The sequence below is a fragment of the Peribacillus sp. N1 genome (assembly GCF_054600815.1).
Map to the genome: position 1 here is coordinate 40,231 of NZ_BAAHZO010000011.1, position 16,317 is coordinate 56,547.

Sequence of the window (16,317 nt, forward strand, 5' to 3'; positions counted from 1 at the left end):
GTGCCAAGGTGTTTTTTTATATATCCTTTATTGCCAATCTAGTTCTCAGCTGAACCGTATCACCTGATCTTAGCTCCCTCAATCCAGTCAATTTTGCAGACAAATCCAAATTAGGAGCATTCGTTACCCATGTATATGGTTCAGGACAGGCGAACCCCTCCTGGTTGAATAATACCCAAAACTTAAAGTGTTGATCAGCATGATAGATGACCTGTATGCCTGCCTCTTGGTCAGTGAGAATGCACTCGTTCTCGAGGGCTCTTTCCTCATCATAGCCAAATAGGTCATCAAACAGCCGGCCCTCCAAGCTAAAGCCGTTTTGGATTTCCAATGTATCGGCCGTTTCATGAATTGCACCAGTGGGCAATGACCTTTCATTCAACTCCCAATGTTTATTGACGGGAAGGGATATTCTGCAATCCTCTAATTTCCCCCCTGGTCCAAATGGAAAATTGAATACTGTATGATAACCTGCCCCCCACGGAAAGGGTTCATTGCCCTTGTTGGTGATTTCCAATTGTATATCCAATGATTCATCCCTTAAAGTTAAAGACATATTCACAGTGATATCATGTGGAAAGCTATCTTTTAAATCAAACTCACTGCTTGAAAATTCAGTATTAATGACAATTTCTTTCCCGTTCACTTCCTTTTTGCAGACTTTCCAAGGCTTGTCATGTAAAAAACCATGTATATGATTAAATTTTTCCGTTTCATTGACCGGAAACCTATACACAGTCCCCTTATATGTAAATTGACCAGCTTCAATTCGATTAGGAGGAAACAAGATAGGCATTCCGTATAAAATGGGAGCCTTTTTATACTCTTCCAGACTAACCGGAGTTCGCAGCACCTCAATATCCTTTTGCTTGTACTTAAACGAAAGCAGATTGCTTCCTAAAGATGGCGCAAGTATCGCTTCCACTTTTTCATTGCCGAACTTTATGGCCTTTTCATTTAAAAAAGTGATATCTTCCATGTAACCTGTCACTTATTCTCCTCCTTTGACTTGAACATATATCCATCCTACTTCCGCAGACCATTTTTTGCAACAAATGGAAAATATAATTCATTATAATCTATCTGTGTTTAAAATATGTGTTGGCAATCTAGCATTATGCTTTGTTTGCTATTTTTCTATTTCTCTATTATCTTTTTCCCTCACATCGATCAAGTTGTACCTTATTAAATAAAAAAAGGATGCCGTTACGGCATCCTTTTTTTATTTATCTATTACTTTCACTTACTAAAGCCACTATGCCTTCTTCATCATCCAAAACAAGTTCAATACCCGAGTATGGATCTTTATTCATATATTCATCCAGCCATAAGCGAAGCGCTTCTATCAAGTTGATGGTAATTAACACTTGTTTTCGGCCATCGACAAACGCTTCCGCCGAAAAGCCATAATCATCATCATACATTAACTCCACTTCCACCTCATTGGGCTGTACTTGCTTTTTACGGGCAATGTAAACACAAACCGCATTGATGATATCTTGTTCGGATATCTTTAGCCTCTCCATGGGTTTGTATCCTCTTTCTTCTTCTTATCTTTGAAATACGTGAATATTTTACGGATTACAACGATTAATACCACAACCGCCAACACGTTGATTAATAGACCAAGTATAGAACCAAGCATTCCCATATTGGCGAATAGGCTTCCAAAAAGTAAACCTGCCAATCCACCTAGCATAATTCCTTTCATTAAGCCGCCTTTTGTGAATGTGTTTCCACTCTTAGCTTTATTAGTAGTAGTAGCATCTGACTTCTTCGTTTCTTTATTTTGGAAATTCGAATTATTATTGTTGTTGCTGTTAAAGCTTCTTTTTCCTGACTTGTAACCCCTTGCATCGACTGATTCCGTATGATCCTGGAATACATAAGTGCCGACTGGCGAGAATGCTAGTGTAATTGTAAGTAATGCAGCCATAAATTTTTTCATCATGTTTTTTTGCCTCCGTTTATAGTATGGAATGATGTTTCTTTATATGTTTTCCCAGAGTTACTGAAGTCCACATCACCTATCCTTATTTTATCTTATAGTATTTACGTTGAATTTCAAAATAAGTTTCATTTTTTTCGATTTTTTTCAAAAAAAATAAGCAGGGGCATTTTCTCCCCTGCTTATTATAGAACTATTAGTTTACACGAACGACACGGCCGTTGAATACACCTGCCCAATATCCGCTTTCCATATTGGCGATTGCAACACCTGTTGAACTTTGGGAACCGATAAATTTGCCGCCGCCGACATAAATACCGACATGTCCATCAGTTTTATAGGTATTGAAGAACACTAAATCTCCAGGTTGTATTTGACTCTTAGATACTTGACGTCCTGCACCTTTCAATGCATCCGTACTTGCTGGAAGGTTCACACCAGCTTGTTTATAAGCCCATGCAACGAATCCTGAACAATCGAAAAGACCGTTAGCAATATCGGATGCCGTTCTTCCGCCACCAAATTTATATGTGGAGTTACCGATATATTTATAACCTGCTGTAATGGCAGAGCCTGTATTTGCACTGCTTGGTTTGCTTGATGTTTCAGTTTTACTGGCTGCAGGTTTTGCAGCAGAACTGTTTTCAGATGAATTTGAAGATGATTCACCTTTAGATGAGCTTTTTGCCGAAACTTCGCCTTTAGAAGAACTTGTTGATTCTTCCCTAGAAGAGCTTGATGATCCTTCACTGGAAGAATTTGAAGAACTCACTTCTTCAGCAGCACGGTCAAGATCTGCTTTCTCTGCTGCTTTACGTTCTTCCTCTTTTTTGATATTTTCACGGATGGATGCTATTTGTGCTTCTAAACCGGCATCTTTATTCTCTAAAGATTGTTTTAGTGCTTCTGTTTCCGATTCCTTCTTTACAATCTTAGCCTTCATGTTGACAGTTTCAGCTTTTTGATCTTTAATTTGGGATTGCATGCCTTTAAGCTCTACTTCCATATCCTTAAGGCTTTGCAATTTTTTCTCAACGGTCGCTTGTTTTTTCTCTAAGTCAGCTTTATCCGCTTCCTGCTCGCTAAGAATCTGTTGGTCAGCTTCCACGATAGTGGCTACCGCTCCAACACGATTAACGAATTCACCAAAGCTTTTAGAGCCTAAAACAACTTCTAGGTACTCAACGTCCCCGCCGCTCTCTTGGAATGAAAGCGCGCGCTCTTTCAAGACTTCCTCGCGTTTTGCGATTCTTTCTTCCAACGCTTTAATTTCTTTCTTTAAAGATTCTATGTCTTTTTCGGTGTCTTTAATTTCTTGTTTAGTATCTTTGATTTTTTGATCATTTTCTTTCATTGCCGATTCGATCTGGGCAATTTGGGCATTCATTTTCGATTGTTCTTTTTTCAATTGTTGAATAACTTGTTCTGCCTCTGAAATATCTGATTGTATTCCTGTGCGTTGCGATTGAATATCCGTGATAGATTCAGCTTTTACAGACGGTATGGCAAAAGCGCTTCCTAATCCAAGCATAATTGTCGTGTTCAATACGATAAGTTTTTTCTTCAAACTCATTTCCCCTGCTTTCCTCCCCTTGCATTTCCATCGACCCACTTCTTTTTCTCTATGAAAAATGATTAGTCAAAATAAATTGCTGGGAACTCTTCTCTATTTTTTTTACTCTTTATGTAATCTTCTAAGGTTGAGATAATATTAAATACATTTCTTAAACTCTACTATATTTTCATCTAAGTCGTAGTATATCATCAGATTTTGTCAAATGCGTAATAACAATATTACAATTATATTTCAATTTTAACATTAAACATAAAAATTCGACTTTTCCACGAGATAAAACATCCAATATATTACATAATCACCTTCGTATTCTGATGCAAGACTTTCTATCTAGTGTTTAGCACCAAGGGACCATAGACTATTGGCAGGCAAAAACTCACCAACTGTGAATGCACGGTAGCCCTTTTGGAACAGATTGCAGCTCATTTACCCTTCATACGGGAAGGGCTGCTAGCATTCACCAAAAAAAACCGCTCATCAGCGGTTTTTCCGTCAATATTCGACCCATCCTTAAATTCCAGCCATAAAGTCGACAAATACTTTCAATTCTTTCGGTCGGACGAATACCCTTTCTCCTTTGCTTATTTCCAGATTCATATATTGTTCTTTCGTCAGTTCGATTTCCAGCGGTTCGTTTGTATCCTGACGAATGACTTCTATCCGGACGATGGGGCCAATTGTATGAATGTGGTCAATTATGGATGCGATCGAACCCTTTTCCGTTGGTTCTCTTTCCATGATAAAGTTATGCGCCCTTACATAACCAGTTCCCGCTCCATCTTCACTGTCCGGGGCATTCATTTCCACATTCCCAGTTACCAATTTCCCTTGGTGAACGTTGCCCTTGAAAAGATTGACACTGCCAAGAAAATCATAAACGAATGGATTTTCCGGGTGATCATAAACTTCTTCCGGAGTTCCAATCTGTTCAATTTTCCCTTCATTCATGATAACGACCCGATCAGCAACATCCATCGCCTCTTCCTGATCATGCGTCACGAATACACTTGTAACATTGAATTCATCATGAAGTCTTCTTAGCCAACGCCGAAGTTCTTTGCGAACCTTGGCATCCAATGCCCCGAATGGTTCATCAAGCAAGAGGATATTCGGTTCAACGGCAAGTGCCCTTGCCAAAGCGACACGCTGGCGCTGGCCGCCTGATAATTGCGATGGATAACGATCTTTATATCCTTCCAGCTTGACGAGTTGAAGCAATTCGGTAACCTTTTGTGCAATAACTTCTTTACTCGGCCTTATTTTTCTAGGTCGGACCTTTAATCCATAGGCAATATTATCAAAAATGGTCATATTGCGAAAAAGGGCATAATGCTGAAAGACGAAACCCACATTTCGATCTTTTACATGTTTATGCGTGTAATTCTCTTCATTAAAAAGGATCTTTCCGTTCTCAGCCTGTTCAAGACCCGCGATGATACGCAGTAATGACGTTTTTCCCGATCCTGAAGGGCCAAGCAGGGCTACAAGTTCACCGCTCTTTATTTCCAGATCGATGTTCCGGAGTGCTTGATAGGACCCGTAATATTTTGTAACATTTTCAATGATGATACTCATTTCATTCCTCCTATCTCGCTTTGGTTGATTTAAAGTCAGTTTTCCACTCTATGAAGCTCTTAATAATCAAGGTTATGATTGCAAAAATGGACATCAGGGATGCAACGGCAAAAGCGGCCGAAAATTGATATTCATTGTATAAGATTTCAATATGTAGCGGCATCGTATTGGTCATGCCACGTATATGGCCCGATACGACCGATACAGCTCCAAACTCCCCGATTATCCTTGCATTGCAAAGGATGACCCCATATAGAAGTCCCCATTTTATATTGGGAAGCGTCACATACCAAAATGTCTTAAACCCTCCCGCACCCAGCGTGAGTGATGCCTCTTCTTCAGACGTCCCCTGGTTTTGCATGAGCGGGATCAATTCGCGCGCAATGAATGGGAAGGTAATGAAAATGGAGGCGATGACAATCCCTGGTATTGAAAAGATCACTTTAATGTCAAGAGATTGCAGCAGTGGACCAAGTGTTCCATGCAAGCCGAACAGAAGGACAAAAATCAACCCGGCAATGACGGGTGAAACGGAAAAAGGCAAATCTATCAATGTTATTAAGAAGTTTTTTCCCTTGAAATCATATTTTGTTATGGTCCACGCGGCAACCACTCCAAATATGGCATTGAGTGGCAAGGTGATGAGGACAACGATCAATGTTAACTTAATCGCAGCCACGGCATCAGGATGGACAATGGCCGCAAAATAAGCTTCGGCACCTTTTTCAAATGCTTTTACAAAGATCGCGATTAATGGGACGACTAAAAACAAAGTGAGAAATAGTAATACAATGGATATGAGGATCCACTGTATGGATTTAGGCTCTTTAGTTGCGTTTCTCGTAGTAATGACTGGGTGATTCGCATTTGCAACAACTGAATTATCATGTTCCATCATATCCCTCCTACTTCCCTGAATATCTTTTGCTGGTCCACCATTGTAAGATATTGATGGTGAATAAGATTATAAATGTAATAATGAGCATGACGGCTGCAACAGCTGTTGCACCTTCATAATCATACTGTTCAAGCTTTGTCATGATGATCAGCGGGGAAATCTCCGTTTTAAACGGCATATTTCCGGCAATGAAGACAACTGACCCATACTCTCCAAGTGCCCTCGCAAAAGAAAGTGCAAAACCCGTCAATATCGCTGGAATCAATTCCGGGAAGATAATTTTAATGAATGTCTGCATTCGATTCGCCCCTAAAGAGGCAGATGCTTCCTCCATCCCTTTTTCGATATTTTCAAGCACCGGTTGAACCATCCGCACCACGAATGGAAGACCGATAAATATTAGGGCGATGATGATCCCTGCGGGAGTGAAAGCGACCTTAAAGCTGAATAATTGCCCGATCCATCCGTTCGGTGAATACAAGGTGGTCAACGTAATCCCTGCCACGGCAGTCGGGAGGGCAAAAGGCAAATCAACCAGTCCATCGATGATCCGTTTGCCGGGAAACTCATAACGAGTAAGCACCCAGGCAATTAACACACCAAAAACTGCGTTCACAAAGGCCGCAGTTAACGCTGTCATGAAACTCAATTTATAAGAAGCGAGAACCCTTGGTTCAGTTATGGTCGCCCAAAAATCCTGGAACCCCATTGAAAATGTGTTTAGAAAAACCATCGATAACGGGATCAAAACGATGATGGAGAGATACAGCAGCGTAAAACCCATCGTCAATCCAAAACCGGGTATGGTCCTCTTTTTCGTCTGTTTACCTTCAGTCACTATATTCATCGCTTCGCCTCAACCCTTTTTCTGATTTATGAAGGAGAAGATGTTAAAGCCATCTTCTCCTTCATGCTTATTGCTGTTGATAAATCCCGTCAAATGTGCCACCATCATTAAAATGTGTTTCCTGGGCTTTTTTCCAGCCGCCAAATGTATCATCAACAGTCACCATATCGATATTGGCAAATTGATCTTCATATTCGGCAAGAACCTTCTCATCCCTCGGACGATAGAAATTTTTCGCGGCAATTTCCTGACCGGCATCCGTATAGAGGTATTCCAGGTAAGCTTCTGCCACTTCCTTTGTTCCTTTTTTCTCGACCACTTCATCGACAACAGCTACCGGTGGCTCTGCTAATATACTGATTGAAGGATTGACGATTTCATATTTGTCATCACCGAATTCTTCCAGGGTTAAATAGGCTTCATTCTCCCAAGCGATTAATACGTCACCAATTCCCCTTTCCACAAAAGTGGTCGTTGCACCGCGTGCCCCTGAATCCAGGACTTCAACATTCTGATAAAGTTTTTTCATGAAATCCTTCACTTTTGTTTCGTCATTATCGAAATTTTTCTCCGCATAAGCCCAGGCAGCCAGGTAATTCCACCTTGCCCCTCCGCTTGTCTTTGGATTTGGAGTAATGACGGATACATTCTTTTTAATCAGATCATCCCAATCTTTAATGCCTTTAGGATTATCCTTTTTTACCAAAAACACAATGGTTGATGTGTATGGTGTCGAGTTCTCCGGTAAACGTTTTTGCCAGTCCTTCGCTAACAAATTACTAGCTTCATAAATGGCATCAATATCATAAGCCAATGCCAAAGTAACGACATCCGCCTCCAATCCATCAATAACTGCCCTGCCCTGTTTACCAGATCCGCCATGTGATTGCTGAATCGTTACATCCTGACCGGATTCTTCTTTCCAGTGCTTCACGAACGCTTCATTGAATTCCTGGTACAATTCCCTTGTCGGATCATATGATACATTCAAAAGCTCGACTGACTTTGATGTCCCGCCGCCTTCCGTTTTTTCCGAGTTGCATCCCGCAAGTACACCGAATGCTAAAATCAAACTTATTAATAACATTACCTTTTTCATGAGCTTCCCCCTTTTTTACAACAAAAAAGGCATGCTATTTCCCTTTCAATTATTCAGGAGATAGTATGCCTTCAGTTCTCTGATCAGCAAGTATTTTTTTGTATATCATTACCATAAAGCAAAGTTTACCCAGTTGTCAACTAGGTATTTCATGTCCTTTTATTTAAATTCATTCACCTTTTGCAAGTTTAAGAATTCCATCACATGAAAAGGGCTCGATCCAACGGGGAGATCGAGCCCTTTTTAATACTTATTATGAATCTGAAGCTTTTTGATACAGCCTATTGTCCAAGATATACTGATAACACTGATCAGGCAGTAAATACCTTGGTTCCCCGCCCATCGCGAATTCATCCCTTATATATGTAGAACTGATTTCCATGGAAAGGCCTTTATCAATAAGGTGAAATGTATTTCCATCATCATAATTCCTTAGCAATGGACTTTTGGATATGATTTTCAGCATATCGATCCCATCCCGTGCCATGACGATGAATTTATGATTTGCAATCAGTTTTTCCCTGAATTTCCATCGTAAGTGTACCGGCAGCTCCTGATTATCAATATCTTCAAGTAAATCTGCACCCATTATGAAGTAAACTTCGTCCTTTGGAAATCGTGATTTAAAATATTCCATCGTATACCAAGTATATTGTTTACTCGTCCCGGCACGTTCATTAATTTCATAATCACTGACTTCGAATAACGGGTTGCCCCCTATTGCCAGCTTGAGCATTTCCCAACGGTGTTCATTGCTCGTTTTCATCTGTTTATCGATACGGCCATTTGAGCAAGGTAAAAAAATCACCTTGTCTAGCTTAGCACGATGCGCAATGGTGGATGCTGTCCATAAATGCACGTTCGTGACCGGATCGAAGGAAGATCCATATACTCCAATTTTGCCCATCCTGATATCCCCCCAGTCAAAGCTTACAGTTTGGTCCTTAATGTCCAAAGCTCAGGAAAAAATGGCTGTTCGACCACTTTCTTCAGATAACTTACACCTGACGATCCGCCAGTTCCCTTTTTATTACCGATGATCCGTTCTACAGTACTCATATGATTGAATCTCCAGAATTGTTGTTGACTTCCAATATCAACGAGTTTTTCGGCCAGCTCATACAAATCCCAGTAGTTATGCACATCGCGGTAAACGGTCAGCCATGCTTTTTCAACACTTGCATTTTCCTGATAAATTAAAGACCAATCCCTCTTCAGGACCGATTGATCAATAGGAAGCCCTCTTGCAGCCAAAGCACCTAAAGCCGCATCATAAATACTTGGTTTATTCAAGGCTGCCATCATCGACTCATAAAGCTCGGGCTGATGACGGAAAACGGCCAATATTTGCGAATTCTTTTGACCCATCGCAAATTCTATCAACCTGTTCTGAAATGATTGAAACCCTGAAGAGTTTCCTAGTTTCTCCCGGAATTCCATATAATCGGATGGCGTCAAGGTCGAAAGCACATTCCAAGATTGAACTAGTTGCTGTTGGATCCTGGCCACTCTGGATAGCATCTTAAAGGAAGGCTCCAAATGTCCTGCCTCAATATGATCAGTTGCCGCAGTCAATTCATGGATTATCAATTTCATCCACAATTCACTTGTTTGGTGAATGATGATGAACAGCATTTCATCGTGATGGCCGGAAAGTCGATGCTGACTTGATAAAATTTGATTTAAATGCAGATAGTCCCCATAGGACATATCTTTTTCAAAATCAGTTACCATACTTTCTTCCAAACGATGTTCATCTCTTGGACCCTTATCCATACTATCCCTCTTTCCCTTTACTTTCTTTTGAATTTCGACATCAAAAAATAAATGATGCAAAGAAAGATCAGCCAAGGAACCCCGAACTGGAGCACGATTTTAAATGGGCCAGTGAACCAGGTAGATACCGTCAAAGCAAACAAAAGTAATGCACCAAGAATCGTTAGATATGGAAATCCATACATTTTAACCGGTAATTTGCGGCCACCTGATTTCTCCCATCTCTTCCTGAAATATAAATGGGAAATGAACACCATGAACCAGGTTAAAATGGCTCCGAACATTGATATCCCCATCATGAATGCATATGAAGTATCCGGAAGCAGGACCTTTACTCCTGCAGCAAGAAATATTCCTAAAGTGGATATGAGAAGTGCCCTTACCGGGACACCTTTCCTGCTCACTTTTTGAAATAGGGCTGGAGCCTGCTTTTGCTCGGATAACGAAAATATCATTCTGGTGGAGGCATATAATTGACTATTCATAGCGGATAAAGCAGCGGTTAAAATAATGAAATTCATTATTCCCGATGCCCCGGGAACATTCAGGATTTCCATTACCTTAACAAATGGGCTTTTGTCAATACCGGCAGATTGCCAGGGAACAATCATTAACATGATCCCGATAGTCAGTACATAAAAAGTGGCAAGCCTGAAGACAGTAGCCTTCAAAGCTTTAGGGACGGCTATATCCGGATCCTTTGCTTCTCCCGCCGTCACCGCAATCAACTCAGTTCCTAAAAAGCTGAAAAGCGAAATGAATATGGCGACCCAGAGCCCCCAAAAGCCGAAAGGCATAAAACCTCCATCATTGGCATAGTTCTCTACACCGATCCCGCTTGAAGGTCCTGCGCCAATCACCACATAGGCGCCAAGTAGAATGAATATGACAATGGCGCTTATCTTGATCATTGAAAATACATACTCAAAATTCCCGAATGTATTGACACTCGTCGCATTTACATAGATTAGCAGTGCAGCAAAAAGGAAAATCCAAACACTTCCAGGTACAGCCGGGAACCAATATTTCATATAAACAGCGATGGCACTCACTTCGACACCAATGGCAAGAACATTCGCTATCCAATATGAATACCTCACAACAAAACCCGCAAATGGACTTATATATTTTTCAGCAATGGTACCAAAGGATCCCGATGTTGGATAGGCTACAGTCATTTCCGCCAAACAGCCCATCAGCAGAAGGACAATGAATGCACCTATTGCATAGCTGATAAGTACACTTGGACCTGCCGTTGAAATCGCAAGGCCGCTACCCAAGAATAACCCGGTGCCAATTGCACATCCCATGGCTATCATGGTGATTTGATTCGATGATAATTCACGATGCAGTTTATTTTTCTCCATATGTTGCTCCCATTCTAGGCAATGATTCCCCTTTTATTTTCATAGTTTTCATATATTCTGCCGTCCATGATCTTCTTAAGCACCTGTACAGTTTCATAGACTTCCTGAAAAGAGGTATAAAGAGCAACAGGTGCTAAACGAATCATATTCGGTTCACGATAATCGGGAATGATGGCCTCTTGTTTCAATGCTTTACATATTCTTGCAGCTTCTGGATGTTCAAGGATGATATGACCGCCCCTTTTTGCTTCATGCCTTGGGCTCCCAATCTCAAATCCATATCCCGTCAATTCCGAATGTACTAAATCCATAAGATATTGAGTCAGCTTCAAGGATTTCTTCCGGACTTGTTCTATCCCCGCTTCCGCAAACATTTCAAGCGAGCCTAAAAGGGGGGCCATGCTTAATATATGGGGAGTTCCAATTTGAAAGGCACCTGCCGAATTTGCCTGGGTAAAGGTATGTTCCATATCGAACTGCCTATCTTTCCGCGACCCAAACCATCCAGCCAACCCGGGCATCCTTGCAAAATGCTTACGGTTCACATATAACCCCGCTACACATCCTGGTCCGCCATTCAAATGCTTATAATTACACCAAAACGCGAAATCCACTTCCCAGTTGTCAAACAAATGCGGGATGGCCCCCACGGAATGACAGGCATCGAATCCTATCATGATTCCACGCGCATGCGCTTCCTTTGTTAACCTCTCCATATCAAGGATCTGTCCGCTTCGATATAAAACCGTCGGAAGTACAATCAACGCTATTTCCTCGTTCATCTCTTCAATGATGTCTTCTTCTTCAAGGAATTTACCATCTCGGCTTTTCACCTGAACCAAGTGTGCCGAAGGATCAAGCCCATGCAATCGGAGCTGGCTTTGAAGTGCATAGATATCACTCGGGAAGGTTAGTTCATCCGCCAAAATCTTATTCCTGCCAGCTCTCGGTTCAAAAAAAGTGGCCGCAAGCTGATGCAGATTAGCTGTAGTCGACCCTCCCATTATCACTTCATCCTCTAAAGCTCCTACCAACGGGGCACTCAATTCACCCAATCTCTCAGAAAAGTAAAACCAGGGCTCGGTGCCTTCCGTCCACCCATCGATTCCATACCTTTTCCAATCTTCCAATGACTTCATTAAACTTTTCTCAGCCCGCTTTGATAAAAGTCCCAATGAGTTGCCATCCATATAAATCATTCCGGGGTTCAAGTAGAACTCCTCTCTGTAAGAAACTAATGGATCTTCCTGATCCAAAGTTTTCGCATACTCTTTCGTTGACATGAAATTATTGATATCCATGTTCTCCCCGCTTCCTTCCAAGCCACTTTTTTTCACTTGTAGATCCCTACCCCTTCCCATGCCAACCTTATCATTCTGTCAGGATCTTTTTCAATATAATCCTTTTTATCAAAAATCATTGTGTAGTGATTTCTTTCATCATATTTCGGCCAGATTTCTCCTTCCGGGGGATTGGGGTTTCCATATTTCGCAAAGTTGACCCAATGGCCCTGCATTCTATGGGAAACCTTCAGGGCAGCTGACCTTGAACCATATGAAACAATCCGTTTCCCAAATGCCGAGTCAAAAGTCTGGAAAGCAAAAGGGATTTCCATACCATGCGTCGCCCCTAATTTACTTATGCGCATTGCCGCCGTTTTATAATCAAAACGATACATCCATGTTTTTTCAAAGCGGCTGTATGCCTCCGCATACCAAACCGAGGGAATATGGAAAGTCGCATCACGGCCAATGCCAAGCACAGCTTCCTTTTCTGGGTAGTTTAAATAAGCATTCGTAATTCGTTCTTTCGCCTCTGGATCAGTGTTATCGAACATTTTCTGAATCATCGCCGCATTAGTTGGAATTAATGGGGGATCCATCTGGTCGAATAACGTCGCTTCGTCCCTATTTGTTCCTATAAGCAAGGGTATTCCCTTTGCTTTTCCGGATCGAATCGAATCTAGTGGATAATCGGGCAGGAAGTCACCATCTACGACAGGTCCAAATGATAATGAGCCCGGCATGGCCTGTGAATTTTCCTGCAAGAGTTGGTAGGAAGCCGTGACAATCTCTTGAACTGGAAGCGTCTTTAAGCGGTGGATTTCATCCTTTCCAATGCCCAATATTTCAAGGAACCTTTCACTGAATTGGCGAGCAAATCCTTTTCCGTAAACAGATGTCGGAGCAGGACTTTCCGCAATGGCCTGTTTAAAAAGACCTCTAGCTGAAGGAACAGTAAGTAAAGTCGTCACCGCATTGCCACCAGCTGATTCACCAAATATCGTAACATTATCAGGGTCGCCGCCAAACGCTTCTATATTTTCATTAACCCATTTCAGAGACGCAACTTGATCACGTAAACCTAAATTGGTTTCAAATATTTCCCCATCAACTGCAAACTCGGAAAAATCCAGATATCCCAGTGCCCCCAGCCTATAGTTGATGCTTACTACGACTACATCTCCATTCTTAGCCAGTAAATGTCCATTGTACATATCAAGGGATCCAGCTCCCGTTATGTATGCTCCTCCAGGAATCCACACCATGACCGGGCGTTTTTTATCATCTGCCCTAGGCGACCAAATATTCAGGAACAAGCAATCCTCATCCATTTTTTCATTTCCCGTCATTCCTGTCCTTACCGCCCGATCCATCGGCTGCGGGGGAATCGGACCAAAATCCACAGCATCCAGGACACCGCTCCACTTATCAACTGGCTCCGGCGAGAGGAAACGCAGACCCTCAATCGGCGCTTTCGCATACCTGACTCCACGCCAAACGCATATATCGTTTTCCATAGTACCTTGAAGATGTCCTTTTACCGTCGTAACTATCGATCCAATCATTCCCTTTCACCTCTTCATATAGTAGTAGATACTTAAGTTCTTCTTTTTCCATTCCCTTATATCCTTCATCTTTATTGAAAAAAGATCTATAGACTCCGTTCTTCCAAAATAAAGTACCGCTATCGTATATAAAGTCAGGTTATCCTCATGAGTTTGAAGTTTTCATTAAATGGCCAGTTAACAAAAAAAGACCCAATCAGGTCTTTTTTGTTGAACTTGGCAAAAAGCTTAGGCGAGCATGGCAAGGATACTCAATAAAGAGCTGCCCCGAACGGAAAGCTGTTGTGCAGCATATGTTAATTGCTGTTCATCGAGCTGTTCCAATAAAGGCTTTAATTCCAGCAATTCATTCTCCAGTCCTTTAAGGTCTGTAGATAGCTTGTCCACCATCAAGAGCACTTGCTCAGAATCAACAGTGGTTTCAGACCAGACTTGTAACCGTTCCTTGATTTCAGTCAAAGGCATATTCTGTTCTTTATACCGATTAATCATTTGAAGACGATTTAAAGCATCTTCTGTGTAATACCGATATCTTGACCCAGTTTTTTCATAGTTCAGCATTCCTAATTGTGTGTAATAGTCAATGGTTCTTCTCGAAACATTCGCAAGTTCAGCAAGCTGGCCAATCCGATATATATTCACCCAGATAGTCACCTTCTTTTAAAAATCTACTGTTAACGATACTATAACATAACTATCCAAAAAGGTGACTTCGAGGATGAAACTATTAGACTACTTTATCCGAATTGCCCTTCAACTGCTTCTTGGCAAAATACAGGGCATCTTCCTTCGAATTAAAAAAGTGCTGTTTATCTATTTTATGATACAGACCAGTGCTGAGTAACAATTCCTTGGGTTGCTGCTGAATTCCGGAAATGATTAATTTCCCCTTATATTTTCCGATGCGATTAACAATCGCCAATAGTGCAGCCTCTGCTGAAGTGTCCATATATGTTACCCGGCGCATGCTTATTACCAACACTTTCGTCTTATTATCCAAGTTCTCCAATATCGATGACTCCAGGACGTCTATCGAACCAAAGAAGAGGGGACCTTCCAAGTTATACACATTGATCTTTGAATCCGAATTATCAATTGGGACTATCTCGGTAATCTCATGACTTCTTTCCCTGACTTTTAACGTGTGGCTCATTTTTGCAATGAAGGTGATGAAGGCAATCAATAAGCCAATTCCTACCCCCATGATTAAATCAGTGAAGACTGTGACAAGGAAGGTGACTAGCAAAACCGCAGAATCCGCCGTCTTCGTTTTCAATACATGAGCGAATTCCTTTCTTTCACTCATATTCCAGGCAACAAACATCAATATGGGCGCCATGCTAGCCAAAGGTATATGCGCTGCATATGGAGAAAGCACCAGCAAAACCAGTAAAACGACAATTCCGTGAATGACTCCGGACATCGGGGAGGCTGCCCCGCTTTTTATATTGGTAGCTGTCCTGGCAATGGCACCTGTCGCAGGTATCCCCCCGAAGAATGGGGTCGCGATGTTCGCGATTCCTTGCCCAACCAATTCCTTATTACTATCATGCTTGGTCCCCCCCATGTTATCGGCCACGGTAGCGGATAACAATGACTCGACACCGCCTAACAAGGCAATCGTAAAAGCAACGGGAAGGAGTGTGATAATGACTTCCACTGATAGCTCCGGCACTTGGAATTGCGGAAAACCTTTCGGAATCGCTCCATACGTAGAACCAATCGTAGCCACCTTATCGGGAAATAAAAAGTAAGCTGCAATTGTGGAAATCAGCAAACCCAGAAGCGGTCCTGGCACTCGTGGCAAAAGTCTAGGTGCCAGCAGTATGACGACAAAACATATAATCGCAACAATCACACTATATAGATTGATCGTGTCTGCTTTAATCACCAGTTCCTTCATGTTATCCATGAACGCTTCATGTTTTTCCACTTTCATACCAAAGAAGTTGGCAATTTGCCCTGAAAAGATTATTATCGCAATTCCTGTTGTAAATCCAATGATGACGGGACGGGGAATGAACTTCATCAAATTGCCTAACTTAAGCAGACCCATCAGGACTAACATAATCCCCGCTAAAAACCCGGCAATTAGCAGGCTTTCATACCCATATTGCATAACGATTCCAAATAATAAAGGAACGAACGCCCCGGTTGGCCCTCCAATTTGATACTTGGAGCCACCCAAAATCGATATGAGGATTCCTGCGATGATGGTCGTATATAACCCGTATATCGGTTCGACGCCTGAAGCAATTGCAAAAGCCAATCCTAAAGGGATGGCCACAACACCTACGACCAATCCTGCCGTTACGTCCTTTTGAAAACCCTTCATATTATACCCTTTAAATCTAGAATCTTTTATCATCTTTTTAAAACTCAC

Annotated in this window: 15 protein-coding genes; all 15 read right to left on the minus strand. The window is 41.7% G+C overall.

The window, feature by feature from the left end; genetic code table 11:
- Positions 1-16: 16 nt before the first annotated feature.
- Positions 17-991 carry an aldose 1-epimerase gene (locus ACYP5M_RS25190; protein ID WP_459735678.1) on the minus strand — a complete coding sequence of 325 codons (975 nt, stop codon included), beginning with the start codon at positions 989-991 and terminating at the stop codon, positions 17-19.
- A gap of 235 nt (positions 992-1,226) precedes the next feature.
- On the minus strand, positions 1,227-1,526 hold the full coding sequence (locus ACYP5M_RS25195; RefSeq protein WP_076366987.1) for a YxcD family protein: 300 nt from the start codon (positions 1,524-1,526) through the stop codon (positions 1,227-1,229).
- Complete coding sequence (locus tag ACYP5M_RS25200; protein ID WP_101224426.1) at positions 1,514-1,948, minus strand: hypothetical protein; 435 nt, start codon at positions 1,946-1,948, stop codon at positions 1,514-1,516. The genes ACYP5M_RS25195 and ACYP5M_RS25200 overlap by 13 nt, the downstream gene beginning before the upstream one ends.
- Before the next feature lie 196 nt (positions 1,949-2,144).
- Positions 2,145-3,521 carry a C40 family peptidase gene (locus ACYP5M_RS25205; protein ID WP_311735923.1) on the minus strand — a complete coding sequence of 459 codons (1,377 nt, stop codon included), beginning with the start codon at positions 3,519-3,521 and terminating at the stop codon, positions 2,145-2,147.
- Positions 3,522-4,034: 513 nt separating this feature from the next.
- A complete protein-coding gene (locus ACYP5M_RS25210) occupies positions 4,035-5,099 on the minus strand; it encodes a sulfate/molybdate ABC transporter ATP-binding protein (RefSeq protein WP_459735679.1) in 1,065 nt (354 codons plus the stop codon).
- Positions 5,100-5,109: 10 nt separating this feature from the next.
- Positions 5,110-5,994, minus strand: a complete 885-nt coding sequence (gene cysW / locus ACYP5M_RS25215; RefSeq protein WP_434168954.1) for a sulfate ABC transporter permease subunit CysW — start codon at positions 5,992-5,994, stop codon at positions 5,110-5,112.
- Positions 5,995-6,004: 10 nt separating this feature from the next.
- Entirely contained in the window at positions 6,005-6,844 is an 840-nt protein-coding gene (cysT, locus tag ACYP5M_RS25220) for a sulfate ABC transporter permease subunit CysT (protein WP_459735680.1), read from the minus strand.
- Positions 6,845-6,911: 67 nt separating this feature from the next.
- Complete coding sequence (locus ACYP5M_RS25225) at positions 6,912-7,943, minus strand: sulfate ABC transporter substrate-binding protein (protein WP_459735681.1); 1,032 nt, start codon at positions 7,941-7,943, stop codon at positions 6,912-6,914.
- 253 nt (positions 7,944-8,196) lie between these two features.
- Positions 8,197-8,850: a nicotinate (nicotinamide) nucleotide adenylyltransferase gene (gene nadD, locus ACYP5M_RS25230; RefSeq protein ID WP_101224057.1), complete on the minus strand. Its 654-nt coding sequence runs from the start codon at positions 8,848-8,850 to the stop codon at positions 8,197-8,199.
- A 23-nt stretch (positions 8,851-8,873) separates the two neighbouring features.
- Positions 8,874-9,719: a tryptophan 2,3-dioxygenase gene (kynA, locus tag ACYP5M_RS25235; RefSeq protein WP_101224058.1), complete on the minus strand. Its 846-nt coding sequence runs from the start codon at positions 9,717-9,719 to the stop codon at positions 8,874-8,876.
- A 17-nt stretch (positions 9,720-9,736) separates the two neighbouring features.
- The gene (locus ACYP5M_RS25240) at positions 9,737-11,086 is read right to left on the minus strand and encodes an amino acid permease (RefSeq protein ID WP_101224059.1); all 1,350 of its coding nucleotides are present in this window, start codon (positions 11,084-11,086) and stop codon (positions 9,737-9,739) included.
- A gap of 14 nt (positions 11,087-11,100) precedes the next feature.
- Complete coding sequence (gene kynU / locus ACYP5M_RS25245; protein WP_434169627.1) at positions 11,101-12,387, minus strand: kynureninase; 1,287 nt, start codon at positions 12,385-12,387, stop codon at positions 11,101-11,103.
- Positions 12,388-12,419: 32 nt separating this feature from the next.
- Positions 12,420-13,934 carry a carboxylesterase/lipase family protein gene (locus ACYP5M_RS25250; RefSeq protein WP_459735682.1) on the minus strand — a complete coding sequence of 505 codons (1,515 nt, stop codon included), beginning with the start codon at positions 13,932-13,934 and terminating at the stop codon, positions 12,420-12,422.
- A 228-nt stretch (positions 13,935-14,162) separates the two neighbouring features.
- The gene (locus ACYP5M_RS25255) at positions 14,163-14,576 is read right to left on the minus strand and encodes a MerR family transcriptional regulator (RefSeq protein ID WP_157831082.1); all 414 of its coding nucleotides are present in this window, start codon (positions 14,574-14,576) and stop codon (positions 14,163-14,165) included.
- 85 nt (positions 14,577-14,661) lie between these two features.
- A complete protein-coding gene (locus ACYP5M_RS25260) occupies positions 14,662-16,302 on the minus strand; it encodes a SulP family inorganic anion transporter (RefSeq protein WP_434168948.1) in 1,641 nt (546 codons plus the stop codon).
- Positions 16,303-16,317: the final 15 nt, after the last annotated feature.